Annotated in this window: 20 protein-coding genes; 10 read left to right on the top strand and 10 right to left on the bottom strand. The window is 62.6% G+C overall.

What is annotated here, in order from left to right:
- Positions 1 to 152: 152 nt before the first annotated feature.
- Positions 153 to 875 carry a M15 family metallopeptidase gene (locus tag SADO_RS13075; RefSeq protein WP_353112103.1) on the bottom strand — a complete coding sequence of 241 codons (723 nt, stop codon included), beginning with the start codon at positions 873 to 875 and terminating at the stop codon, positions 153 to 155.
- Between the two features lie 186 nt (positions 876 to 1061).
- On the opposite strand from SADO_RS13075, the gene SADO_RS13080 reads away from it, so the two are divergent.
- Genes SADO_RS13080 through SADO_RS13090 form a run of 3 tightly spaced genes read left to right on the top strand, consistent with a single transcriptional unit; the run spans position 1062 to position 4342 of the window.
- Positions 1062 to 1517: a (2Fe-2S)-binding protein gene (locus tag SADO_RS13080; RefSeq protein ID WP_353112105.1), complete on the top strand. Its 456-nt coding sequence runs from the start codon at positions 1062 to 1064 to the stop codon at positions 1515 to 1517.
- Between the two features lie 3 nt (positions 1518 to 1520).
- A complete protein-coding gene (locus SADO_RS13085) occupies positions 1521 to 3716 on the top strand; it encodes a xanthine dehydrogenase family protein molybdopterin-binding subunit (RefSeq protein WP_353112107.1) in 2196 nt (731 codons plus the stop codon).
- 2 nt (positions 3717 to 3718) lie between these two features.
- Positions 3719 to 4342, top strand: a complete 624-nt coding sequence (locus tag SADO_RS13090; RefSeq protein WP_353112679.1) for an Isoquinoline 1-oxidoreductase subunit — start codon at positions 3719 to 3721, stop codon at positions 4340 to 4342.
- A 252-nt stretch (positions 4343 to 4594) separates the two neighbouring features.
- On the opposite strand, the gene SADO_RS13095 is transcribed toward SADO_RS13090, so the two are convergent.
- Entirely contained in the window at positions 4595 to 5578 is a 984-nt protein-coding gene (locus SADO_RS13095; protein ID WP_353112109.1) for an acyl-ACP desaturase, read from the bottom strand.
- 374 nt (positions 5579 to 5952) lie between these two features.
- Between SADO_RS13095 and SADO_RS13100 the strand changes: the two genes are divergently transcribed.
- Positions 5953 to 6402 (top strand): PACE efflux transporter, encoded by a 450-nt coding sequence (locus tag SADO_RS13100; protein ID WP_353112111.1) that lies wholly within the window; start codon positions 5953 to 5955, stop codon positions 6400 to 6402.
- Positions 6403 to 6549: 147 nt separating this feature from the next.
- Here SADO_RS13100 and SADO_RS13105 read toward each other — a convergent pair whose 3' ends face one another.
- The gene (locus SADO_RS13105; RefSeq protein ID WP_353112113.1) at positions 6550 to 8580 is read right to left on the bottom strand and encodes an oxidoreductase; all 2031 of its coding nucleotides are present in this window, start codon (positions 8578 to 8580) and stop codon (positions 6550 to 6552) included.
- A gap of 159 nt (positions 8581 to 8739) precedes the next feature.
- Between SADO_RS13105 and SADO_RS13110 the strand changes: the two genes are divergently transcribed.
- From SADO_RS13110 to SADO_RS13135, 6 genes are all read left to right on the top strand, one after another.
- Positions 8740 to 10617, top strand: a complete 1878-nt coding sequence (locus SADO_RS13110; RefSeq protein WP_353112115.1) for a sigma-54-dependent Fis family transcriptional regulator — start codon at positions 8740 to 8742, stop codon at positions 10615 to 10617.
- A 173-nt stretch (positions 10618 to 10790) separates the two neighbouring features.
- Positions 10791 to 11567, top strand: coding sequence for an SDR family NAD(P)-dependent oxidoreductase (locus SADO_RS13115; RefSeq protein WP_353112117.1), 777 nt, complete (start codon positions 10791 to 10793; stop codon positions 11565 to 11567).
- Between the two features lie 71 nt (positions 11568 to 11638).
- Positions 11639 to 13441, top strand: a complete 1803-nt coding sequence (locus tag SADO_RS13120; RefSeq protein ID WP_353112119.1) for an NAD(P)-binding domain-containing protein — start codon at positions 11639 to 11641, stop codon at positions 13439 to 13441.
- A 132-nt stretch (positions 13442 to 13573) separates the two neighbouring features.
- Positions 13574 to 14344 carry a DNA-3-methyladenine glycosylase I gene (locus tag SADO_RS13125; protein ID WP_353112121.1) on the top strand — a complete coding sequence of 257 codons (771 nt, stop codon included), beginning with the start codon at positions 13574 to 13576 and terminating at the stop codon, positions 14342 to 14344.
- 12 nt (positions 14345 to 14356) lie between these two features.
- On the top strand, positions 14357 to 15184 hold the full coding sequence (locus SADO_RS13130) for a hypothetical protein (RefSeq protein WP_353112123.1): 828 nt from the start codon (positions 14357 to 14359) through the stop codon (positions 15182 to 15184).
- A 413-nt stretch (positions 15185 to 15597) separates the two neighbouring features.
- Positions 15598 to 16665 (top strand): AI-2E family transporter, encoded by a 1068-nt coding sequence (locus SADO_RS13135; protein WP_353112125.1) that lies wholly within the window; start codon positions 15598 to 15600, stop codon positions 16663 to 16665.
- A 319-nt stretch (positions 16666 to 16984) separates the two neighbouring features.
- Here SADO_RS13135 and SADO_RS13140 read toward each other — a convergent pair whose 3' ends face one another.
- From SADO_RS13140 to SADO_RS13170, 7 genes are all read right to left on the bottom strand, one after another.
- On the bottom strand, positions 16985 to 17194 hold the full coding sequence (locus SADO_RS13140) for a hypothetical protein (protein WP_353112127.1): 210 nt from the start codon (positions 17192 to 17194) through the stop codon (positions 16985 to 16987).
- A gap of 348 nt (positions 17195 to 17542) precedes the next feature.
- Complete coding sequence (locus SADO_RS13145; RefSeq protein ID WP_353112129.1) at positions 17543 to 18379, bottom strand: SH3 domain-containing protein; 837 nt, start codon at positions 18377 to 18379, stop codon at positions 17543 to 17545.
- A 132-nt stretch (positions 18380 to 18511) separates the two neighbouring features.
- Positions 18512 to 21610 carry an efflux RND transporter permease subunit gene (locus SADO_RS13150; protein WP_353112131.1) on the bottom strand — a complete coding sequence of 1033 codons (3099 nt, stop codon included), beginning with the start codon at positions 21608 to 21610 and terminating at the stop codon, positions 18512 to 18514.
- 9 nt (positions 21611 to 21619) lie between these two features.
- A complete protein-coding gene (locus SADO_RS13155) occupies positions 21620 to 22957 on the bottom strand; it encodes an efflux RND transporter periplasmic adaptor subunit (RefSeq protein ID WP_353112133.1) in 1338 nt (445 codons plus the stop codon).
- Positions 22957 to 23478 (bottom strand): TolC family protein, encoded by a 522-nt coding sequence (locus SADO_RS13160; protein ID WP_353112135.1) that lies wholly within the window; start codon positions 23476 to 23478, stop codon positions 22957 to 22959. The genes SADO_RS13155 and SADO_RS13160 overlap by 1 nt, the downstream gene beginning before the upstream one ends.
- Entirely contained in the window at positions 23475 to 24287 is an 813-nt protein-coding gene (locus SADO_RS13165) for a TolC family protein (protein WP_353112137.1), read from the bottom strand. Before SADO_RS13165 ends, SADO_RS13160 begins: the two co-directional genes overlap by 4 nt.
- A 66-nt stretch (positions 24288 to 24353) precedes the next feature.
- Entirely contained in the window at positions 24354 to 24704 is a 351-nt protein-coding gene (locus tag SADO_RS13170) for a hypothetical protein (RefSeq protein ID WP_353112139.1), read from the bottom strand.
- Between the last annotated feature and the right edge of the window lie 189 nt (positions 24705 to 24893).

A 24893-nucleotide genomic window follows, 5' to 3' on the forward strand; every position in this document is an offset into this window, starting at 1 on the left:
ACGCCATCGAGCTTCGTACGCGTTTAGACTCCCAAAGCCGCTCTGCGTCTGAACCCGCCTGACTGAGCCGATGATTCGCTGCTTCGCCGCTGCTACGATCTGCTTCGGCGGATCGCAGCGGTTCGGACGTCCGACCCCAACGGTTCGCCTCACTAGGGTAGTTCGCCCCAGCGAAAAGTCGGCTGCGCAGCGCCGTAGATCGCATGGGTCTGGCCGCGGGTCCAGGCCCAGAGCTGGTCGCCGTAGTCGTAATGCCACCATTCGCTCGGCAGGTTCACGAATCCGGCGTCGATCATGACGTGATGGAGCAGGCGCCGGTTGTCGCGCACTATCCGTCGCCGCGAGTCGTTTGGTTGCGCATCCTCGAATGTCCGGGTGTGCGAGGCGTCGGTCATCGTGTCGAAGTCGGTCCCCATGTCCAGCAATCTGCCCTCGTCGTCCGCGATCGATAGATCCACGGCGCCACCAGTGAGGTGATAGGGCGGGCTGGCCTGGCTGTCCGCCATCGGACGCGACACGAACGACTCCGCGTCCCTGGCACCATCTTCGCCGTGTGCCTGCTCGCACTCGTGGACGAAATGTTCGAACAGCCAGCGTTGCAGGCCAACCGGTCGCCAAGTGTCGAAGAGGACCAATCGATGTCCCTTCGGCAGGGCGTCGGCCGCGGCCAGCAGGCGCTTAAGTACGCCTTCCCGCACGAAGCACTCGGGCAGCGCTCCCGGCAAGCCTTCCAGGTGGTAGCGCGGGCGCGCCAGGATCCGGTCCGGTGCGAGGCTTGCCGGTACGAGCGCTTCGCCGTTGTCCTCAATGGGCAGTGCCCGTATCTGCGGGGTGTCGGGAACGCGTTGTGGCGGAATGGGGCGGTCGATGTGCATGAACAACAGACAGTTTTTATAAGCGGGATTCAGACCAACAGGGTAATCGAGTCCGCGCTGCAAACTGTTGAGATGACTGTCCAAATGACAACCGTTCGCAACATCCGGATATCTGCATTTCCGGGGTTGCGCTCCAAGCCTGAGCCGGTACATTTGGCCCATACAAGCAACGGGGGAACGCGGCACATGAAGATTACCGTCAATGGGTCGTCACACGAGATCGACGCGCCGGAAGACATGCCTCTGCTCTGGGCCATTCGCGATCGGCTCAAGCTTACCGGCACCAAATACGGCTGCGGCGTGGCCCAGTGCGGCGCCTGCACGGTCATGGTTGATGGCCAGCCGAAGCGCTCTTGTGTCACGTCACTCAAGTTCGTCACCGACGCCGAAATCACAACGATCGAAGGCATGGACGGCGATGAGTTCCAGGCCATCCAGAACGCCTGGCGCGCGATCGACGTGCCGCAGTGCGGTTTCTGCCAATCCGGGCAGGTGATGACGGCCACCGCCTTGCTCAAGGAAAAGCCGGCGCCCAGCGATACGGATATCGACAACGCCCTGGCGGGCAACATCTGCCGTTGTGCGACCTATGTACGCATCCGCCAGGCCGTGCGTGACGCCGCCGACAAGCTGGAGGCGTAACTCATGAGCGTGATACCGAAATCTCTCAGCCGTCGCGACTTCCTGCGCAACGCTGCCTGGGGCAGTGCGGGCCTCGTCATCGCGATGGCGCTGCCGGGCCGTGGGCGAGCCGCGGCAATGGATACAACGGCCATAAACTCGTCGGTAGTCAGCCCGGAGGCCGCCGGCTTTGCGCCCAATGCCTTCGTGCGTATCGCGCCCGACAACACCGTGACCGTGTTGATCAAGCACATCGAATTCGGCCAGGGCCCGTTCACCGGCCTGTCCACGCTGGTGGCCGAAGAACTGGACGCCGACTGGTCGCAGATGCGCGCCGCCAGCGCGCCGGCCGACGCCGAGCTGTACAAGAATTTTGCCTTCGGCATGCAGGGCACCGGCGGCTCGACCGCCATCGCCAACTCCTACATGCAGATGCGCAAGGCCGGTGCGACGGCACGCGCACTGCTGGTTCGCGCGGCCGCCGAACAATGGGGAGTTCCCGCTGGCGAGATCACGGTCGATAAGGGCCAGATCAGCCATGCCGGCAGCGGCAACTCGGGCGCCTTCGGCGAATTCGCCGAGGCCGCGGCACAGTTCGACCCGCCCGAGGATCTGCCACTGAAGAAAGCCAGCGAGTTCAAGCTCATCGGTACCGACGTGCCGAAGCTGGATACGAACATCAAAACCAACGGCCAGGCTCTGTTCACCCAGGACCTGCATCACGACGACATGCTGACAGTCATCGTGGCGCACGCGCCGCAGTTCGGCGCGACGGTGAAGTCCGTCGACGCGAGTGCGGCCAAGGCGACGTCCGGGGTCGTCGACGTGCAGCAAATTCCGACGGGCGTGGCGGTCTATGCGCAGGACACCTGGTCTGCGCTCCAGGGCCGGCGCGCATTGAAGGTGGATTGGGACACGACCAACGCCGAGACTCGCTCGACCCGCGAGATCACCGAAGACTATCGCCACCGCGCGCAGAAACCCGGCAAGAACGCAGCAAGCCGCGGCAAGCCCGAACAGGGCCGTGAGGGCCTGGCCAGGACGCTCACCGCCGAATACACCTTCCCCTATCTCGCCCACGCACCGATGGAGACGCTCGACTGCGTCATCCACGCTGAAGACGGCGCGGTCGAGACCTGGTTCGGCTCACAGCTGCAGACTGGCGATCAGGGCACGATCGCCAAAATTCTCGGGCTCGAACCGGCACAGGTGACGATCCACACCATGTATGCCGGTGGCAGCTTCGGCCGCCGCGCCCAGCCCGGCAGTCCGTTCGCTGCCGAGGCGGCCCATGTAGCGAAGGCGCACGGCAAGTCGCGGCCGCTCAAGCTCGTGTGGACGCGTGAAGACGATATCCAGGGCGGCTGGTACCGGCCACTGAACGTACACCGCCTGTCGGGTGGTGTGGATGCCGACGGCAATATCGCGCTCTGGGACCAGACCATCGTGGGTCAGTCGATCTTCGGCGGCAGCGCCTTCGCGGCGATGATCAAGGACGGGATCGACCCGTCCTCGGTCGAAGGCGCCGAGGATCTGCCCTACGGCATCCCCAATTTCCGCGTCTCGCTGCACGACGGCGAAGCGGGCGTGCCGATTCTGTGGTGGCGCTCGGTCGGCCATACGCACACCGCGTATTCCACCGAGACCTTCATCGACGAGCTGCTCGAGTTGGCCGACAAGGACCCGGTCGAGGGCCGGCTCGCCATGCTCGGCGAGCATCCGCGCCATGCCGGTGTGTTGAAGGCCGTCGTCGAACTCGCGGACGGCCTGGAGCCGGCGGAGTCGGGCCGTGCCCGCGGCGTAGCCGTGCACAAGTCGTTCGGCAGTTATGTGGCGCAGATCGTCGAGGTATCGCAGAACGAAGACCTCACACCCAAGGTGCACAAGGTTTGGTGCGCGGTGGATTGTGGCGTGGCGGTGAATCCTAACGTGATCCGCGCGCAGATGGAGGGCGGCATAGGCTTCGGCCTGGGCGCGGCGCTCTACAACGAGATCACCCTGGAAGAGGGTGGCCGCGTCGCGCAGGCGAATTTCGACCGTTACCGTTCGCTTCGCATCCACGAGATGCCCGACGTCGAGGTCCATATCGTCAAATCCGACAAGGATCCGACCGGGGTGGGCGAGCCCGGGGTGCCGCCGATCGCACCCGCGCTCGCCAATGCATGGCGCCGTCTTACCGGCGACGCCGTGCGTGATCTGCCATTCGTGAAAATCTCATGAGGATGTCGGCCGTCGTGAAAACAATCCGCATCGCCAGTGTCGCCGCTCTGCTCGGGCTTTCCTTGTTCGGCAGTGTCCACGCCACCGAGCCCAGGTCCGATCAGCAGCTCAAGGGTCCGGAAGCCTTCAAGCATATCGAGGACGAGGCCGAGCGCTCGCGCGCCATGTTCAAGGAGGCCGGCAAGGTCATCCAGCATCCGCGCTGCGTGAACTGCCACCCGGTAACGGATACCCCGCGCCAAGGCATGGACATGCGCCCGCACGAACCGCCAGTCGTACGTGGTCCGGATAACCACGGCGCGCCCGGCATGGTGTGCAGCACCTGCCACCAGCCGGAGAATGTTGACCCGGCCGGCGTACCCGGCAATCCGAACTGGCATCTCGCGCCGCGTTCCATGGCCTGGTACGGCAAGTCACTCGCCGAAATCTGCACCCAGATCAAGGATCAGGACCGCAACGGCGGTATGGATATGGATGCGCTCATCGAGCACATGGCCGAAGACGACCTGGTCGGCTGGGGCTGGCATCCGGGCGGCGATCGCCAGCCGGTGCCCGGCACGCAAGAGCAGTTCGGCAAGCTGTTCGCGGCGTGGGCGCATTCCGGAGCGCATTGCCCGGTGGAATAGGGCTGGAGCCGTTAGATCAGCGGGAAAGTCTGGGTTTCTACAATCGCAACACGACAACGTGTTGCGTTTCATCGCGCGCTGCGGTTGTTCAGGCGAGGCGGGCGCGCCGATAACCGGCCTTATTTGAGCGGAGTGGAGACGCTGTCTTCCCGTGCTTGGGTCGATTGTCTACCCATTCCGCCCACGGCCACGAGGCGTGGATATACAGGCGGCCCACGGTGCGCGTGCCGCCGTCGTGATGCTTAATCAGCGTCAGTTGAGTTCCAGGACCCGCGCATAGATGAAGTCGAACGAAAAGCTTTTGCTCTTGGTCCGTTTTTCCAGGATGTCGGCCAGCCGGTCCAGGCGGTCCGGAACGGCCATCAAGCGATCCTGCGCCTTGCGGCCGGCGGCATCATCGGGGGTGAGCCGGCTGATTTCCCAGGCCTCGAGGCATTCGGCCACGACCTTGCGGTAGTGGCGTGGCCCATAGATCCCGGAGCGTCCGACCACTTCGGCCATTTCCATGTAGCCCGGTATCGTATGGCCCGGCATGGCCAGCCGTGGCACGACCTTGAGAGCAGCCTGAAGCGCGCGGGTGCAGTCGATATCGAGGATGCCGCGAAACACGTCGCGATAGAAACGAAAATGCCGCGACTCGTCGCTTGCCACGTGGGCCAGCAGCCGCTGAATGATCGGTTCGTGTCGGCCCGCTACGCGCGCGGTGTTGGCGTGCGCGGCCTGAGTGGCCCGCTCCTGCAGGGTGGTATAGGCGATCACCTGGTAGGGGTCGCCACTCGATTCCGGGTCGAAGCCGGATTCGACGTACTGGTACTGGAGCACCTCGAACGCGCGCATGTCGAACAGGCGGGCGTCGCGCACATAGTCATGCAAGGCGCAGCCGTGGCGGTCTTCCTCTGCGGTCCACATGTAGTTCCAGCGTGCCCAGGCGTTGTCGCTGCCCAGGGTTACCGCCAGCAGCCGGTGGAAATGCGGCAGCCCCTCCTCGGTGAGCAGGTTGAGCGCCACCGCCACGCGTACGGCGTCGGGCATACCGCGGGCGCGCTCCGGCAACTCGGCCATATCGCGCGCCTGTTCATCGGTCATTTGTTCGTTGGCGGGCAGAAAGTCGCCGGGGAACCACAGCCGGCGATTCTCCTTATGCCGGGCCATCAGTTCCGCTGCCAGCGGCTCCAGCGTGGCCAACGCTTCCGACTTTATGTCTAGAGCGTGGACGTCGTTGTCGGAATTGGACATTGAGAACCGCCGTTAAATTTACGAATTCGGGATTGCCTCGCGACTTGATTGATTTTTGCGAGGCCGTATCCACAGCGTAACGCAATTAGATCCAGAATTTTCTAGACTTGTGTGGTTCCGGGTATCCGTTTGCTGCGTGACCGGCTGGTCGGAGAATGGGCCGAAGTCAAAAGAGCTGTGAATCATGCGCTCGATCGGACCGCTTGAGCGGGTCCGGTGTCGGCCACCGGAAGGTAGTGACTCGAAGCGGATGCAAGGTGGTCCGCCATTGAATATTCAGCGCCCGATGGTCATATAGTTGGTGAGCGAGGACGACCTCGCTTGACCAGTCGGTCTGCACGCGGGACGGCCCGAAGAAAATTCGGAGACCACCCATGCGCAGCACCGCAGATCGTGTTCGCCAAGCCGTTAGCTTCGAGATCATCGGCCTTGTGATCGTCACCCCACTGTTCGCGTGGATCTTTGATCACGCCCTCAGTGATATAGGGGGTTTAGCATTGGTCGGTGGCACCGCCGCGACGGTCTGGAACTACGTTTTCAATCTCGGCTTCGACCACGCCATGTACCGATGGCGCGGCAACCCGAACAAAACGGTGTCGCTCCGGCTGGCGCATGCGATTCTTTTCGAAACCTCGCTGCTGGTCATTCTCCTGCCACTCTTCGCTTACTGGCTGAACGTATCTCTGCTAGCGGCGTTGTTGATGGATCTGTCTTTTGCAGCCTTCTACTTGAGCTACGCCTTCGTCTTTACGTGGGCATACGATGCGTTGTTCCCGCCTGTAGCGCCGTCCGAGCTGCCCAGGGGGCGGCGCTGGGGCCACTAGGACGACCTGCATCCAGTCTCTAAGCACGGGAAGTCACGTCCGGTTTTGGTCGGCAGCGGACTAGCCATTAGATAGTCGCGTTCGAACCCGCTGGCGCTGCGTACTTTGCGGGAACTGGCGTGACGCAGCTGGGCGAGGCGTGAGTCGCTAATCGATACCAGCGGCCAGTTCCGCTGCTTCCCGAATCGCCCGTTTCGCATCCAGTTCCGCCGCCAGATTTGCGCCGCCGATGATGTGCGTCTTGATCCCGCGCGCGCCCAGCGCATCGGCGAGGTCGCGACGCGTTTCCTGGCCGGCGCAGATGACGACCGTATCGACATCCAGCAGTTTTGCTTCGTCATTGATGCGGATATGCAGGCCGGCATCGTCGATGCGTTCGTAGGCAACGCCGCCGAGCATGTGTACGCCTTTATGCTTGAGCGAGGCGCGGTGGGCCCAACCGCTGGTCTTGCCCAGGCCCTTGCCGGGTTTGGCGTCGGTGCGCTGGAGCAGCCAGACCTCGCGCGGTGACGGTTCCGGGTCTGGCCGGGTCAATCCGGATTCGTTGGCCAGCGTCGGATCGACGCCCCATTCGTCGAAGAACTTCTGCTTGTCTTCGGCCGGCGACGGACGGATATGTGTCAGGAACTCGCTGACGTCAAAACCGATGCCGCCAGCACCGATCACCGCAACCCGTCGGCCGGCTTCGACACGGCCGTGAATGACGTCGATGTAGGAGGCGACGCTGGCGTGGTCGATGCCCTCGATAGCCGGCGTGCGTGGGTTCACGCCCGTGGCGATAACGATCTCGTCGAAGCCCATGGAAACAAGATCGTCGGCGTCCACTAGCGTGTCGAGACGGACGTCGACCTTGAGCAGTTCCAGCTTGCGGGCGTAGTAGCGTAATGTTTCGTAGAACTCTTCCTTGCCGGGAATCTTCTTGGCCATGTTGAATTGGCCGCCGATTTCGCTTGCCCCGTCGAACAGGGCCACGTTGTGGCCGCGTTCAGCCAGCCGAGTAGCGGCCTCCAGCCCCGCGGGGCCTGCGCCGATCACGGCTACATCACGCGGCTTTTTCGCGACCGGGAAATTGAGTTTGGTCTCGTGGCCGGCGCGTGGGTTGACCAGACAACTGGCTCGCTTCCACTGGAACGTGTGGTCAAGACAAGCCTGATTGCAGGCGATACAGGTATTGATCTCGTCCACGCGGTCTGCCGCGGCCTTGTTCATGAACTCCGGGTCGGCCAGGAACGGGCGCGCCATAGACACCATGTCGGCGGTGCCGTCCTCAAGCAGCGACTCGGCCACATCCGGCATGTTGATGCGATTGGTGGTGCACAAGGGCAGGGCGACTTCGCTCTTGAGTTTTTTCGTGACCCAGGCGAAGGCCGCGCGTGGCACGCGGGTGACAATAGTGGGAATGCGCGCTTCGTGCCAGCCGATGCCGGTGTTGATGATCGTCGCACCCGCGGCTTCCACGGCCTTGGCGAGCTGCACGATCTCTTCCCAGCGCTGGCCGTTCTCGACCAGGTCGAGCATGGACAGGCGATAGATGAGGATGAAATCCGGGCCGAGCGCCTTGCGGATGCCTTCCACGATCTCGACCGCGATGCGCTGGCGGTTTTCGACGCTGCCGCCGTATTCGTCATCACGGTCGTTTACACGTTCCACGAGAAACTGGTTGATCAGATAGCCTTCCGAGCCCATGACTTCCACGCCGTCATAACCGGCCTCGCGGGCGAGTTCCGCGCAGCGGATATAGTCGCGGATGGTGCTTTTGACGCCGGCAGTGGTCAGGCGCTTGGGCTTGTAAGGCGTAATCGGCGACTTGCGATCAGACGCGGAAACGATGAACGGGTGATAGCCATAGCGCCCGGCGTGCAGGATCTGCATGCAGATCTTGCCACCTTCGGCATGCACGGCCCTGGTGATCTTGCGGTGCGGCCACACGTGCAGACGGTGCGACATCTGCCCGGCCATGGGCGACACCCAGCCCGCGACGTTCGGCGCGATACCGCCGGTCACGATCAGCCCCACGCCGCCGGCCGCGCGCTCCGCGAAATAGGCGGCGAGTTCGTCGTAATGCCAGAAGAAGTCTTCCATGCCGGTATGCATGGACCCCATCAGCACGCGATTTTTCAGCTGCGTGAAGCCCAGATCGAGCGGTTCGAAAAGGCGCGGGTAACCGGGGTTGTTCATGATCTTCCCAAAGACGACATGGCAGATGGATTATATCCAGCATCGATCGGTAACCGGGATCACCATTGAGCGGTTGACCACGGGCGGTCACGCGCCTGACTTATGTGATTGTCCATGCCCAGATGCTGTGTCAGTGTCCGATCAGGAGGAGAGTGCGGCATGAATTCAATAGATTCGCACGTCAAGGAGATCGAGCGCGTAGCGGCCGGCGAGCAAAGCCACCGCGACCCGTGCGTGGTGCAGTCCTGGCTGCGCTGCATGAACGAATACAAGCTCGATCCCGCCAACGCGCAGGACGCTTATATCGTCCCTGATGCAACACTGCGCGAACATCAGGAACAGGCCGAGTCACTGATCCGTATCAGCCGTGCCGGCTTGGCCGCACTTTTCGACCAGATTGCCGCTGACGACTATGTGCTCCTGCTCTCCGATGCCCGCGGTGTTGCCGTGGACTATCTGGGCAATCCGCGGCTGGATCGCGAACTCCGGCGTGCCGGACTGTATCTCGGCGCGGACTGGTCGGAGAACCGGGCAGGCACCTGCGCGGTCGGCGCCTGCATGGTCAGTCGCGAGCCCGTGGTGATCCATCAGGACGACCATTTCGACCCGACCCATACGCCGTTGACCTGCACCGCTGCGCCGATCTTCGATACACGCGGCGAACTGGCCGCGGTGCTCGATATCTCGCAGCTGAGTTCGCCGATCGCGAAGACCAGTCAGCGCCTGGCGCTGCATCTTGCCAAGGCGACGGCACGCCGGATCGAAATGGCGAACCTCGTCGCCCGCACCGGCGACGAATGGGTGCTGCGCCTGTCGCGCACGCCGGATTTTCTCGACACCGCGCCGGATGCCGCCATATCGCTCGACGGCGCCGGGCGGATCACAGGCCTCACGCTCGGCGGCCTCGAGTCACTGGGACGATCGTTGGGGTTCGTGGGCAACAATCCGCAGGCCCTGATTGGCCAGCCTATTTCGACGTTGTTCGATCTCGATGTCGACGAGTTGCCGTATTTCATGCGCGGCCATCCGGCCGGTGAGCGGCTGCTGCATGCCAATGGCGAGCCCATGCTGTTCGCGAGTGCCATGTCGCCGGCAGATCCGCAGCGAGTCGTGGTGCCCGTCGCACGTGTCCCGAAGAAGGAAGCGCTCGACGCGATGAGCCACGGCGATACGACCATGCAGTCGCTTCAGGCCAAGGCGGCGAAGCTCGCGGCGCGCCATATCCCGATTCTTATCCAGGGTGAAACGGGCAGTGGAAAAGAAGTGCTCGCCCGCGCAATCCACGACAGCTGCAACGACGGAGGCCGCTTTGTGGCGGTCAATTGCGCCGCGATCCCCGAACACCTGATCGAATCCGAACTGTTTGGCTATGTCCCGAACGCCTTTACCGGTGCCGCGCGCAAGGGCAAGACGGGGCTGGTCGAGTCCGCAGCCGGTGGCACATTGTTTCTGGACGAGATCGGCGACATGCCGTTGGCATTGCAGACGCGGCTCCTGCGCGTGCTGTCGGAAAACGAGATCGTGCCGGTGGGGGGCGTGGAGCCGAAACAGGTCGAACTGCGGCTTGTGTCTGCCACTCATCGCGAGCTGAAAACGCTGGTCGCCGATGGCGTGTTCCGAGAGGATCTGTATTACCGCCTCAACGCGGCGACGTTGAGCTTGCCACCGCTGCGTGCGCGTGAGGATTTCGATGGGCTGCTCGATCGGCTCGTCGACGATCTCGGGCGGCGCTACGGCGAAAGCTATCGTCTCGATATCAGAGCGCGGCGCCTGCTGCGCGCGTACGCATGGCCGGGCAACCTGCGCGAAATGCAGAATGCGCTCGAAGTGGCGTCCGCCTTGTCCGACGACGGCGTGATCCGCGAGCGACACCTGCCGGATACGATCCGCCAGCCGGCGTCGACCGAACCCGACCTGCTTCGCCAGCTCGAGCAGTGCGACGGCAATGTCTCCGCACTGGCGCGCCGTCTTGGCGTCGATCGCTCGACCGTCCACCGACGCCTGAAACGCTCTCGGCAGAGCGCCACGCAACACTGAGCCGGTTGTTGCCACACCTGTGGCGTTACCTGTTGCAGCAGGCCGAACAGTCGTGCGCCCGGAGCGCAAAAAACTTCGTTAAAACAGTGTGCTGCGAGAGCGGCACGGCTCTTGCTCTGGCAGCGTCAGACCGTCGATAAAGACGGCGATGCGAATAATCCGGAGGAGAACACATGCAACTCGAGAATAGAGTGGCCCTGGTCACCGGTGGTGGCCGTGGAATCGGGCAGGGCATAGCGCTAGCGCTGGCAGAGGCTGGGGCCGATGTGGCGGTCGCCGACGTGGACGCCGCCATCGCCCGCGAAACAGCAGACAAGGTCGAACAGGCCGGGCGTCGCAGCACGGCCATCACTGTGGACGTACGAGATCCGGCGTCGGTCGAAGCCATGGTCGCATCGACACAGGACGCGCTCGGCGATATGGATATCGCAGTAAACAACGCCGGTGTCATCAGCATCAAGGGCGTCGGCGAAATCAGCGTCGACGACTGGGATCAGATCATGGCCGTCAATGCGCGCGGCGTATTCCTCTGCTCCCAGGCCGAGATCGCCGTCATGCGGCCGCGCCAATCGGGCCGGATCATCAATGTCGCCTCGATCGCCGGCAAGGTCGGGTTTCCCGATCTGTCCCACTATTCCGCGTCCAAGTTCGCGGTGATCGGCTTCACCAATGCCGTCGCCAAGGAAGTCGCGGCCGAAGGTATTACCGTGAACGCAATCTGCCCCGGCATTGTCGGAACCGGCATGTGGCGCGGTGACGACGGCCTTTCCGGCCGTTGGAGCGAGCCGGGCGAAACCGAAGAACAGTCCTGGGAACGCCACCAGAAGACGCTGCTGCCGCAAGGCGTGGCCCAGACGCCTGCAGACATGGGCCAACTCGCGGTCTATCTGGCAGGCGCGGAACACGTGACCGGGCAGGCCATTGCAGTCGACGGCGGTTTTTCGTTGTAGTTGATCAAAAGATCGCTGGCAGAAGAGGGCGATACAGCCCCTACATATAAATAGAAGCAAGGAGGAGTTTCATGCTCGACACCACAGCGGCCGCACAGGCCAATAGCGTACTCAACCGCCTTGACGAGGCGCTCACCCAGGGCGATATCGAGGCCGCGCTCGAGCTGTTCGCAGTCGAATGCTACTGGCGCGACATCGTCGCGTTCACCTGGAACATCAAGACCGTGGAAGGCAAAAGCGGCATCCGGGACATGCTTTCCAACTGCCTCGACAACGCCCAGCCCCACGACTGGGCCCTGGACGAGCGCGAGACGGCCACCGAAACCGATGGCGTCATCGAGGCCTGGATCGTGTTCGAGACCGCGGTCGCACGTGGTTCGGGCTTTGTGCGTATCAAGGACGGCCTGATCTGGACGCTGCTCACGACCATGGATGAGCTAAAGGGTTACGAAGAACCGCTCGGCGATTCGCGCCCGCTCGGCGCCAAGCACGGCGACGAACAGGGCCAGCCCACGTGGAAAGAAGAGCGCGAACACGAGCTCGCGTCGCTCGGCGTGGACACCCAGCCGTACGTGCTCATCATCGGCGGCGGGCAGGGCGGCATTGCCCTCGGCGCACGTTTACGCCAGCTCGGCGTGCCCGCGCTGATCATCGAGAAGAACGAGCGGGCCGGGGACTCGTGGCGAAAACGCTACAAATCGCTGTGCCTGCATGATCCGGTCTGGTACGACCACCTGCCGTATATCAAATTTCCGCGTAACTGGCCGGTCTTTGCGCCCAAGGACAAGATCGGCGACTGGCTGGAAATGTACGCGCGCGTGATGGAGCTGAACTTCTGGGGTTCGACCGAGGCGCGCAAGGCCAGCTACGACGAGGCGAGCGGGACCTGGACCGTTGTGGTCGAGCGCGAAGGCAAGGAGATAACGCTCAAGCCGCGCCAGCTCGTGCTGGCCACCGGCATGTCGGCCAAGCCCAACGTGCCCGACATCGAGGGCCAGGACGTGTTCGAGGGCATCCAGCAGCATTCGTCCGAACATCCTGGCCCGGACGGCATGAAAGGCAAGAAGGTTGCCGTGATCGGCTCCAACAACTCCTCGCACGACATTTGCGCCGCACTTGCCGAGGCGGGCGTCGACGTGACCATGATTCAGCGCTCGTCGACGCATATTTCGCGCTCGGAATCACTGATGAAGTACGCGCTCGGGCCACTCTATTCCGAAGAAGCGCTCGCGGACGGGATCACGACCGAGAAGGCCGACATGCTGTTCGCCTCGATTCCCTACGCGATCATGGCGGATTTCCAGAAGCCGATATTCGACGAGATCCGGAAGGTCGACGCCGACTTCTACGACCAGCTGGAACGAGCCGGTTTCATGCTCGACTTCGGCCCGGACGACTCGGGGTTGTTCATGAAGTACCTGCGACGCGCATCCGGCTACTACATCGATGTCGGCGCATCGCAGCTGATCATCGACGGCACGATCAGGCTCGAGAGCGGTTCGCAGGTCGCACGGCTGACGAAGAACAGCGTGGTGCTGGAGGACGGGCGCGAGGTCCAGGCAGACGTCGTGATCTATGCGACTGGCTACGGCTCTATGAATGGCTGGGCGGCCGACCTGATATCGCAGGATGTCGCAGACAAAGTGGGTAAGGTCTGGGGCCTGGGTTCGGACACGCCCAAGGACCCGGGACCGTGGGAAGGTGAGCAGCGCAATATGTGGAAGCCGACGCAACAGGACGCGCTGTGGTTCCATGGCGGTAATCTCGCGCAGTCAAGGTTTTATTCGCACTTTCTCGCGTTGCAGCTGAAGGCGAGGATGGAGGGTGTGAAGACCCCGGTATACGGCCAGCAGAAGCCGCACCATACGCACTGATGCTTGGCCTAGAAATCACTTGAAGTATCCAGCGGGGGCCTTGAGCCCCCGTTTTTTTACGGGTGTGGCCACAGGTCGTGGAATTTGTCTGGCCTGTTCAAGTCAGATGGGCATTGTCGACCTGAGCGAAACATGCCGCCAACGCCCGTAAAACTTGCGGATACGGTCAGTTACCGTGCGTGGCGACCGTCTAAGGTAAACTTGGGGTCGTTTTCAGGCAGGGTATGTTCCGATATGACCGAGTTCTCGGTTATCGAAAAAAGAGCGCGCGAACTTGTGGGCGGCAAGGAAGCGCTCCAATCGCAGTTGATCAGCCCCGAGCCGCCCGAGTCGCTCGCCATGATCGGCGACGATCGCTACCTGTCGGTCATGAATCGGCGCGTGTTCCGCGCCGGGCTTACGCATCGCCTTGTCGACCAGCGCTGGCCGGCATTTGAAGTCGCATTTGCGGATTTTGATCTCGACACGGTCGCCGCGTTCGACGATACCGACCTGCAACGTCTGGCCCGCGACGAAAGCCTGATTCGGCACCGCAAGAAGATATTTGCCGTTCGCGACAACGCCATAGCCATGCAGAAGATCGTCGAAGAATTCGGCAGCTTTGGCTTCTGGTTGGCGGAATGGCCGGAAGACGAGATCGTCGATCTCTGGCAGGAATTGCGGCGGCGCTTCACCCAGTTGGGCGGTAACTCGGCTCCCGCCTTTCTTCGCATGTGTGGAAAAGACACGTTCTTGCTCACCGATTGGGTGGTGCGCGCGCTAGCGCACTGGGGTGTCTATGAAGGGCGCACCACCAGCAAGGCGGCGCTCGCCGAGATCCAGACCGCATTCAATGACTGGGAGGAGGCCACCGAGCGGCCCTTCTGCCAGCTCAGCCAGATACTCGCTTTTTCAATTAATTAGACCAGGTATTTAATGTTCCGAGACAATCCGTTTCGTCGTTTGTGCGCGATGCTCTTCATCGCGTTTTCAGCAGTTCTCGCGGGCTGCGGGTCGGAGCCCGATCCGAACATCAACGTGTCCGGGGAACTCGTGCGCAACACTGAGCAGGCGCTTCCCGCGAACGCAAGCGCTCGAATCAGCATGTTCGAGCATCGCGACGGTGGTGGCGACAAACGCATCGTCGCCGAACGGTCTATTCACAAGGTTCAGGGTGAGACCATAAAGTTCGATCTGGAAATCGCGCGTAACCTCATAAAACCGAACGAGGAATACGGGCTGCGCGCTGAAGTTATGGCGCCGGAGGGCGACGTGCTTTGGCAGATGGATCAGCCATTGCGATTCAAGCCGCTCGAAAACAGCGAAGGCGTCAAACTCGAGCTGGTGAAGGCACGTCAGGAGATGGACTTGGCGTTTCGCAAGTACCGATGCGAGGACGGTTTCCATCTCTCGGCGGTCACCAATACGGATCGCGCGATTGTACGGCTCGGTAATCGGCGGCTCGTACTTCCGGCAACGCAGGGCGGCGACAGTTTTGTCGACGAGCACGACAATCGGCTCAAGACCGAAACCGATGAGCGTATTAGTTTTCGCGTAGACGGCAGTGAGCATACCCTTTGCGAACCGGTGCCCGACCAGACGCCCTCGCAGATCGAGCCGGCCGAGAGCGCTGAAGGCGAGGGCGGAGATCCGAATGCGGGTGGTGCGCGGTCGACGAACGAGGGCGAAGAGTCGACCGAGGTTGAAGGGCGCTCTCAGGAGAGCTCAGACCACTCGTCCGGGAAGGCCAACTCGCCGGCGTAAGTTATTTCTCTCTTGGGCGGGCCGTCCGGCCCTCTGTGCGTACGTCGAGGTTGACACCGACGTGCGGAGTGCTGCTTATCGTTTCGGCGCGTTCTTACTCAGGCGGCTTGACGGAGTATTGGGGGGTTAAAATGAGCGGTCACTGCGAGTTTGTAGAAATTTATTCTTTTCGCATAATTTCTCATTCTAGCTGGCCACATGTTGGATGCAGGGCGCCGATTAAAGTGGGAATAATAAGCCAATAGACCACCGTATCATTACGGTGTATCGCCTTCATATTGATTCGGGTAGCCTGATAATTCGTTATTAGTTCCAAACCGGTCAATTGAAACAAAATGGGCGACCACACCCCTAAGGAAGATCACTCTTCCCATCGTTATTGGCCGCGCACGATCCCTCGCTGGATCGGTCTGATGCTTTTCGTCTACGCGTCAGTGGCCGTTCTGGCGCAGGCCAAGAACTTCCTGGTGCCCGTCGTGCTGGCATTTTTGCTGGCGATGGTGTTTGCGCCGCTACGGCGTCTTTTGGGGCGTCGCGGCATTCCTGCCGGCGTGTCCTCATTGGGCATTGTTCTGCTACTGCTTGCCGGATTTCTGTGCATCGTGACCGCGCTGGCCATGCCGGTGAGCACCTGGATAGAGAACGCGCCGCAGATCGAACGCCAGATTCAGAAGAAGATCACACATTTGTCGGCCTCTCTGAACGGTCTTTATGAAGCCAACGAACGTATTAGAGAAGTCACGGCCGCCGAAGAAGCAGGCTCGAGTGAGATCCAGAAAGTCGAGATGGCCGACAACGGCTTGGTAACCAACGCGGCATTACTGGCACCGAGCGTAATGACGCAATTCCTTTTCACGTTCGTGTTATTGCTGTTCCTCCTGGCGTCCGGCGACATGTTCTACGAGAAGCTGGTCCACGTGATCCCGACGCTCAAGGACAAGCGGCGGGCCGTGCGCATTGTTTACGGCATAGAACGCCAGTTGTCGCAGTATCTGATGACGATCACGCTGATCAACGCCGGTCTGGGTGTTTGTGTCGGCGCAGCCATGTGGGCGCTGGGCATGCCAAGCCCGCTGATTTTTGGCGTGATTGCGTTCGTGTTCAATTTCATCCCGTACCTGGGCGCGATCAGTGGTGTGGTGATTGCCGGCGCGGTCGCGCTGGTAGCGCTCGAGGGCATCGTCTGGGCGCCATTGGTTGCGGGTGTGTATCTCGGATTGACTGCCATCGAAGGCCAATTCGTGACGCCGTATTTCGTGGGCCGCAAGCTGCGGGTAAACACGGTCATGGTGTTTCTCGCCGTATCGTTCTGGGCCTGGCTATGGTCGGCCGTCGGGATGATCGTGGCCGTGCCGCTGCTCGTAACGGTCAAGACGTTTTGCGATCACATCGAAGAGCTCCATGAGTTGGGCGACTTCCTTTCCGAGAGACATGCCGAAAACGAGCCGCCTAACCATGAAGCGGTTACACGGCAGCGGTGATCGATGCGGTTGTCTCGTCAAGACTGCCGACCGCCGCACCAATAGCTGCGCATAATGTATATTATGTTAAATGCAATATTATTGCCGGTGAGGATTGCATCGTTAATGCTCTTCCATCGGGCCTGTGCGTCGCGACCAGCCGCCCTGACTTTGGGTTACGTTGCTCGTCGCCCGAGTTATTCGGCGGTGTGCCCGAGATCTTCGCGACGCGCAGACGTCCCCGTGCGAAGCGCTCCCCGGGTTGCATAGTCGAACGCAATTGAAGCACGGGCTCTCTTGCTAGTGCCTCAACGTCGCGCTGAGGTTTTGGAAGAACCAGTTACGGAGCGGCCGCCAACGACGATCGGTGTGCGCGTGCCCGGCGATAGCTGATCGCCTGCGTACCGAGAATTGACGTTGCGAGCGCCAACACGGCCCACTCGACGCCGGTGCCAGACATGATGCTGGCGATAAAGCCAGTCATCAGGAAGGCCGCTACAAGCGTCGTGATCCAGGAAGCCAGTCCCAACTGGCGGATATTAAGCAGCATATGACCCTCCAGGGGCGCAGCAGAATCAATCCAGAACCGACAAAGCAGCGAATCGTCGCCGTCTGCAGTCATCTCAAAGCACTGAGTAATTGGGTAACACCAGCGTACTAATCAATACGTAGTGTCGGATGGCCTAGTTTACGGCGGGTGTGGGCTGATCTTGATAGCGAACAGGAAAATTTCCGCGTCGTTAAATCACCGGGCCATGTTCATGTATGGATCGATGTTCTACGTCTTGGGTTTCAGACGCTAGTCGCCAAATCCAACGGCGAATGGGCATAAGAGACAAATGGCGAATAACGACGTTCCCTGGCCTCAGGCGGCGTGCGCTCCGACCCGAGTGCCTGGCTATTCGTCCAACAGTCGACTCGCCACCCAGCCGAGTTGTTGGGGCTCCGGCATATAGATCATCGTCCAGTCGTCACGACTGCGGCCAAGCACCGATACCTTGGCGCCCTGTTGCATCCGGGTGATGACCGGCGTGTCTGTACCGGCACCGGCACGTATTTGTACATTCGTCGCGCCGATTCGTTGTGTAGGCAGCCGCGAAACGTAGGATTCCAGTTCCCCGCGTGCCCGACTATTGCCGGCCTGTGCTGCATTTGCAAACCAATACACCGCGGCGGCATCGCTTTGCTTGACACCCACGCCGTCCGCACTGGCAGCGCCCATATTGTATTGCGCGGCAATGACGCCCTGCTCCGCGGCCTTGCGCCACCACTGCACGGCCTGGGTCATGTCGCGCTCGACACCGCGGCCCTGAGCATAAAGAGTGCCCAGGTTGTATTGCGCGCCTGCATCACCCTGCTCCGCCGCATCACGAAACCAGCGTGCCGCGGTATCGGGCTGGCGGCGCACACCCATGCCTTCGAGATAGGCGCGGCCAAGGTTGTTCTGGGCGCTTGCGTTGCCCTGCTCAGCGGCTTCGCGATACCAGCGCACAGCTTCCTGTGGGCTCGGCGCGCCGCCCTGGCCAGTAGCGAGCAATACCCCGAGATTGAGCTGTGCCTCCGCCTCGCCGGCCTCGGCGCGCTCACGCAACAGCGAACGCGCCGTGTCGTAATCGCCGGCGCGCATCGCGCGCGCGACGTCTTCCGAATAAGCGGGCGCAGCAGAACCGGTGATCGAATAGATCATGCCGGTCACGCCAAGCGCCAGTACCGCAGCGCGTAATACTCGAGTCATACCCAGGCCGTTGGTTGCTTGTGTCGGGTTGTAGGACATCACTCACCTACGCGAGTGCCGCGCGGCCGGATGTTATGACATCGACCGGTGCCCGGCGACAAGTCGCCCGTCGCCAGGCACCGCTGCGTGACGTCACCGCACGCTATCGGGCTCTGCGAACCAGCGATAGACGCTGGGCAATACGAGCAATGTAAGCAGCGTCGAGGTCATCAGCCCGCCGATAACCACCGCCGCAAGCGGTCGCTGCACGTTCGAGCCGATCCCGTCTGCGAGTAATAACGGGATGAGGCCGAGAACCGCCGTGAGCGCGGTCATCAACACAGGCCGTAGCCGGTGTTCGGCGCCGATACGCACCGCGTCCTGCATCGGTGTGCCCTGCTCTCGCAACTGGTTGATATACGAGACCATCACCACGCCGTTCTGTACTGCGACACCGAATACGGCGATGAAGCCCACCGCTGCCGGCACCGACAGATACAGCCCCGAGAACCACAGTGTGAAGATGCCGCCGATGATGGCGAACGGTACGTTGAGGAATATCAGCGCCGCATAGCGCAGGCTGGTGAACGCGGTGTAGAGCAGCAGAAAGATCAGCGCCATGGTGACCGGCACCACCAGGTAGAGGCGTTTCATAGCCCGCTGCTGGTTCTCGAACTGGCCGCCGAAGTCGACGAAATAGCCGGCCGGCATGTCGATCTCGCGATCGATGGCGCCGCGCAGATCATTGACTACGCTGCCCATGTCGCGACCGCGCACGTTCATCTGCACGAACAGACGCCGGCTGGCATTGGCCCGGGATATCTTCTTAGGCCCGGTATAGACGTTGATATCCGCGACGCGCGATATCGGGATCAGCGCGCCCCCGGGCGCTCGCAGGCTCAGATCGCGAATGGCGTCGATGCGTTCGCGTTGATCGGGCTGCAGGCGCATGAAGATATCGAAACGCTTGACGCCGTCGAAGACCTGGCCGACGGCCTCACCGCCTACGCCCAGAGAGACGGTATCGAGCACGTCGTCCACGCTGATGCCGTAGCGCGCGAGCGCGGCGCGGTCCGGCTTGATCACCACCTGCTGTTTGCCGCCCTGCTGTTGCACGCGCACGTCCACGGCGCCGGGCGTATTACCCGCGAGTCCGGCCACCTGCTGACCGAGAGATGCCAGTTTGTCGAGATCGTCGCCGAAAATGCTCACCACGAGCTGCGCCTGCACGCCGGAAAGCAGTTCGTCCGTACGCAGCTGGATCGGCTGGGAGAAGTTGTTTGCCAGCCCCGGCACGCGAGCGGCCAGACGCTCGGACATGGCGTTCTGCAGCCCTTCATAGGAGTGCCCGCTCTGCCAGGCGTCGAGCGGTTTGAGGTTGATGGTGGTCGCGACCACGTTGACCGGCTCGGGATCGCCGCCGACCTCCGCCCGACCGACACGCGAGTAGGCACCGGTGACCTCGTCGAATTCGCGCACCGTATCCTGCACGCGTTTGCCGTAGGCGATCGCCGAATCGAGACTTGCACCAGGCGGCAGTGTCGAACGGACCATGAAGGTGCCCTCGCGCAACGTGGGCAGAAACTCGGTGCCGAGTTGCGGAAATACGGCAAGGCTTGCGCCAAACAGCACCACCGCGACCCCGAGCACGACTGCCGGCGCTTTCAACGCCGCATCGCGGACTGGCCGATAACCGGCTTTCATCCAGGCCACGAACCGCGGTTCGCGCATCGTTGTAGCGCGCTGGAACACGAGCACTGCCAATACCGGCACCAGCGTGAGCGACAGCAGCAGCGCCGCGGCCAGCGCAAAGCTGATCGTGTACGCCATCGGCGAGAACAGCTTGCCCTCCACGCCCTGCAGCGTGAACAGCGGCAGAAACACGAGGATGACGATCGCCACCGCGAATACGATTGGCCGCCCGACTTCTCGCGCCGCTGCGCCCACTAGGTCGGCCATGCTCAGGGCACGAATATCACGCTGCTCGAAATGGCGGAAGATGTTTTCGATCATCACCACCGAGCCGTCCACCATCATGCCGATGCCGATAGCCAGCCCACCCAGGCTCATCAGGTTTGCTGAAAGCCCGGATGCGCGCATGGCGATGAACGCCACCAGCAACGACAACGGCACGCTCGAGACCACGATCAGCGTTGAACGCAGGTTGCCCAGGAATAGATACAACAGCGCAAGCACCAGCACAGCGCCGATCAGTAGCGCCTGGACCACGGTGCCGGTGGCCTTGTCGACCAGCTCGGCCTGCGAGTAGTAGACCTTGGTGGTCATGCCCTCGGGCAGCGAAGCATTGATTTCGTCGAGCTTGGCGGTGACGTCGTCGAGCACGCGCTGGGTATCCGAGCCGATCAGCTTGAGCACGTAGCCGCCTACGGCTTCTTCACCGTTGGCTATCTCCGCGCCGCGGCGGATCGCACGGCCATAATCGACCTCGGCAATGTCATGGACATAGACCGGCGAGCCGTTGCGTGTCGCCACGCGGGTATTGCGCAGATCGTCGAGCCCGGCGTCGCCAGGCGCCACCCAGCCATAACCGCGAATGATGTATTCCTCGCCGCCGCGCTCGATGAACGAAGCACCCACGTTGCGATTATTGCGTTCGAGTGCGCTGCGTATGTCGGCCGGGGTCAAACCGCGAGCGGTCATCGCCGTCATATCCAGGCTGACCTGGTACTGCTTTTCATAGCCGCCGATCGACAGCACGCCGGTCACGCCGTCGACGGTGCGTAGCTGCGGCTTGATCAGCCAGTCCTGCACCGTACGCCGGTCCATCAGCGAATGCTCGGCCCCGTCCGTGTTCTCGACCGAGTACATTAGGATTCGGCCGAGCCCCGTGGTGATCGGGCCGAGCTGCGGCTCGCCGAAGCCATCAGGTATGTCGCGGCGGGCATCGGCCAGGCGCTCGTTGACCAGCCGGCGGGCGAAGTAGATATCCGTGCCATCCTCGAAATACACGTCGACACGCGACAGCCCGAAGATCGACGTCGACTGCACCTTCTCCAGCCCCGGCAGGCCGTACATGCTGATTTCGATCGGGTACGAGATCAGCGTTTCGATATCCACCGGCGACAGACCGGGGCTTGCGGTATAGATCTGGACCAGTGCCGGGGTCGCGTCCGGAAAGGCGTCCACGGGCAATGAACGCAGCGAGAAATAGCCGCCGATCGCGAGCGCGGCCACAGCAACGAGCACCATGAGCCGGTTCGCCATGGCCAGGCGAATGATGGAATTGATCATGTCGCCCTCCTAGTGGCTATGCGCGGCGCTGCGGCCACGAGCAGTCAGTGCTGCCTTGAGATCGAAGGCGCCGCGCACCACGAGCGCGTCGCCCGCTGCAATGCCACTCCGGATCTCCACCTGGCCTGCACTCTCGGCGCCGGTTTCCACCGGCTGGAACCGGAATGCGTTCGCCTCTTCGGCGGGCACGAATACGCCGGCTCGTTCCCCGATCTGCTGGACCGCGCCGACGGGCACGAGCGTGCCCTGGGGCGAGCTCGGATCCTGGCCCTGGGTTGGCGTATCCGTCTGTATGCTCGCGTTCGCGAACATGCCGGCACGCAATAACCCGCTGGGATTGTCGACAATGGCGCGTACGCGAACAGTGCGCGCCTCGGCATCGAGTCGCGGCGAAATCCAGTCGATCTCGCCCGTGAAGCGCTCGTCGGGCAACGGCCGCACGGTGAATGTGACCGACTGGCCGGCGACCAGTCGCGGCAACGCCTGTTCCGCGGCATCGATCATGAGCCACATGCGCGAGTTGTCGACGACATGGATCGGCGTCTCGTTGGCGTCCATCGTCTGCCCCGCCACGACGTCGCGCTTGGCGATCACGCCATCACGCGGAGCGACGAGCTCGAGCCGGGACAACGGTTCGTCGCCACTACGCTCGATCGCATCGATGGCGGCATTGTCGAGCCCGTACAGGCGCAACTCGGCACGCTCCGCACGCCGTTCGGCCTGCGCCTGTTGGTAGGCGGCACGGGTCTCGGCGAGCGCCGATTCGCTTACGATCTGGTCGGCTGCGAGCTTGCGATCGCGCGCATAGGCGGCCTGGCGGGTGCGATAGCGGGCGGAGGCCGTCAGATAGGCGGCCTTCTCCTTGCCCAGCGCCACGCTGTCGAGCACCGCGAGCGTATCGCCACGCGAAACCCTGTCGCCCAGATCGGCCGAGACCTCGACCACCTTGGCCTGCAGGCGCGGCCCGATGCGCGCCACACGGTCGGCATCGAAGTGCAGCGTGGCCGGCGCCTGGATCGATGCTCCGGCGCTGCCGGCACGGGCTTCGCCGATCTCGATATCCAGCTGTGCCCGCTGTTCGGCGCTCAGCTCGACACGGGCCGCGGCGTGCTCGGCGTGGCCTTCCTCTGCATCGTGGCCGTCTTGCTCTGCCGCGTGCGCGTCGCCGCCGTGTCCCTTGGCGTCATGATCGTCATGTTCCGCGTGATCATCATCGGCGGTGACCGAATCCGACGCGGTGCCGGCTGCGCCGGCGCCGCTGGTATCACAGCCAGCAAGGCCGCCTGAAAAAGCCAATACACACAGCAGCCCGGAAACCATACGAAGCGTCATGTTTCGATAAGTCATTAGGAGGTTTCCCCGCTGTCCATGACGAGCAGGCCGCCGGTGGCGCGCTCCAGGTCGGTGCCGGCGGCGACCAGCGCGCCGAGCGCGTCGAGATAGTCGCTGCGCACATCGATCAGGTTGTTCTGCGCCGACGTGATTGCCGGGGCGCCGACCTTGCCGGCGGCAAACGAGCGCCGGGTCAGTTCAAGCGTGCTTTGGGCGGCTTCGAGCACTGCGTCGCTGAGTGCGTCGGCCCGTGCGCGCGCGGCGCGATAGGCGCTAATGGCCGACAGCACCTGCAGACGCACCTCGCGCTGGAGGTTGTCCTGCTCGAGCTGTGCCTGGGTCAGATCCGCGTTGGCGATCTCGCGTTCACCGGTGTAGCGATCCAGTAACGGCAGCTCGAACCCGAGGCCGCCGCCGGTGATGTCGGAGCCGCCGTCGGCACGCCCGCCCGCCTCTTCGCGGTAGAAGCCGAACACGGTGAGATTCGGCACGATCTGGCGCTTGGCGAGCGACAGGTCCCGGCGCGCGGCGATCACACGTGCGGCCGCGGCCTGCAGATCAGTGCGTCGCTCGACAGCGCGCGACAGCAGTGCGTTCTCGTCGGGCAGGTCCAGGCGGCGAAAAGCCAGGTTGCCTTCGATGGCCAGCCGGCGGGTCGGATCGATCGCGAGCAGATCCTTGAGGCGAAGCCGTGCCTGTGTCGCCGCATTACCGGCTGCGGCAGCCAGCGCGCGGGCGCGCTGCAGCCCGAGACGGGCCGCGGCGCGCGGGCGCGCTGCAGCCCGAGACGGGCCGCGTTCGATTCGATCCGCGTGCCCGCGCCGGCATCGAGACGCTTGCTCGCGTAGTCCGACAGCTGGGTGTTGGTCGCGACCACCTTCTGGGCTGTCGCTACGGCCTGCTCGGCTACCAGCACCGACAGGAACGCCGCGCGTGTGCGCGCCGCCGTGGCCGCTTCGAGATAGCCGTAGTCTGCCCGAGCTGCCTCGAGGCGGTTGCCGGCCGCGTCTTCGCGCAGGCCGCCCTGTCCGGCAATCCAGAATTCCTGGCTGACCCGGATGCCGATATCAGTACGCATGCCAGACCGCTGGTCACGCTCACCGGCTTCGATCTCGATCCGGGGATTGGACGGCACCGCGACATCGGCACGCGTGGCTTCACCGCCAAGACGCTGGATACGAAGGCGTGCAGCCCGCACGCCGGGGTTGTACTCGCCGGCCCAGGAAAGCGCCGCACCGAGCGTGAGTGGTTGGGGGATTTGTGTGACGGCCGCAGACGGCGCAGCAAGCCACAGCAGGCACAGACCAATGGCGGTCGCGCCTGTCGTCGAATGACGCAGGGACATGGATGATCCTTATCGCAGTGAATCGGAAAAGGACGCGTCGCGGTGCGGCGCGTCGAGGAAGACGATTCAGGCGATAGGGGGATCGATCAGAGGCGGATGAGCCAGGCTGGTATAGCGGTTGCGCCGCTCGGCGCGATGCGGCGTGGCCATGCGGAAATCCACGCCGTCGGCGTGTGAACGCAGCCCTACCAGATGGGCCGCTGCATGGCAGCAGTGATCGCTGTGTGCTGTATCAGCCGACTCAAGGTCGGTCAGCGTGGCGCTGTCGTCGAAAGCGGAAATATCGACATGGGCATGCTCGCCGCTCTGGTTCGTCGGCCAGTCGACATGACTCGCCCACGCCTGGGCACTGACAGCCACAAGCGTCACGAGCAGTACGGCGATAAGCCGTTGCAGTCGACCATTACGAACGAGCATGAGCGAGAGCCTAGCACAGGGATCGCAATCAACGTGATTGCATTTTTGCGCCGTGCGAGATCGCGATTCCATCGGCCTATGCATTAGATAATATTATCAGTTTGCCAATAAAGATTTATTTTTACTTATTTCTTGTCTGTCTCATATTGGCAGCGAAAAGAGCGGCACAGAGCCGTTCGTGCTTGCGAT

It is taken from the genome of Salinisphaera dokdonensis CL-ES53 (assembly GCF_040361215.1).
GTDB lineage: Bacteria > Pseudomonadota > Gammaproteobacteria > Nevskiales > Salinisphaeraceae > Salinisphaera > Salinisphaera dokdonensis.